Raw genomic sequence first — 1,161 nt, forward strand, 5'->3', positions numbered from 1 at the left:
CATGGTCTGGGTGCCGGTGGGCTCCAGTTTGCGGCTGCTGTTGTTGGTCAGGGTGTAGTAGACCTCGCCGGTGACGGGGTGCACGGCACACCACTCGGGGCGGTCCATCTTGGTAGCGCCCACCGCGTCGGCGGCCAGGCGGGCGTTGACCAGCACGTCGGCCTGGTCGGCAAACGCGTAGCTGGCGTAGCCCGCGATGGACGGGTGGGTTACGGCCAGCTCGATCCAGGTGCCCGAGCCGTCGGCAGCAAACTTGGCTACATACAGCTTGCCGCTGTCGAGGTATTTGTCGCCGGTGGCGATGCGGTCGCTGGGGTTGGCATCGGCGGCGGCCCAGGGGGCGGTAGAGACAAACTTGTACATGTACTCGCCCTGCGAGTCGTCACCCATGTACACGGCCAGCGGCTTGCCTGCCGTTTGCTTGCCGAAAGCGGCGCTTTCGTGGGCAAAGCGGCCCAGGCCGGTGCGCTTGCGGATGGCCTTGGTTTTGTCGTACACGTCGATTTCGACGATGTAGCCAAAGGTGTTGAGCTCGTTGCGGTAGTCGTCGCTGCCGTCCACGGAGACACCGGTCTGGCCGATGTTCCAGCGCTTGTACTTGTCGGCCGTGCCGCTGGTTTCCCAACCGTGGCGGCTGGCGGCACCGGCGGCGCGGCCATAACGGTTAAGCGACACCACGCTCTTGGCGGTGGCACCGCCCCGGGCAGTGTTGTCGGTGCTGGCGCGGGTGAAGTAGCCGGCCCAGTTTTCTTCGCCGGTCAAAAAGCTGCCCCAGGGCGTGTAGCCGGTGCCGCAGTTGTTGATGGTGCCGCGTGCCAGCAGGCCGGTGGGCGAAAACAGGGTTTTGACCAGCGCGTTACCTTTGACCGGGCCGGACAGGGTGACTTCGGTCAGCGGCGTGATGCGGCGGTTGTAGGTAGATGCCTGGTTGGTCACGAACTTGCCCGAGGCGTTCTTGGCCACTTCGACGATGGACACGCCGTGGGCGGGGATTTCCTTGTCGGACTCGCTGGCCGGGCGCGGGTTGGCGCTGGCACCGGCGGCGTGCAGAAACTGCTGCGACAGCGCCTCGTGGTTCATGGCCAGCAGGCCCCGGCTGGAGCCGTTGGCATCGCGGGCGGTACCGGCGAGGTTGAGGCCGAAGAACTCCATGCCGTCGTG

The 1,161-nt window shown here is 66.1% G+C and carries 1 protein-coding gene; it reads right to left on the bottom strand.

Annotation, left to right across the window (positions count from 1 at the left end; genetic code table 11):
• Positions 1 to 1,161 (bottom strand): PhoX family protein (locus AC097L_RS25455; protein WP_479589486.1); only part of this gene is annotated, 1,161 nt, incomplete at both ends.

The sequence above is a fragment of the Rhodoferax sp. RT5P35 genome (assembly GCF_056521385.1).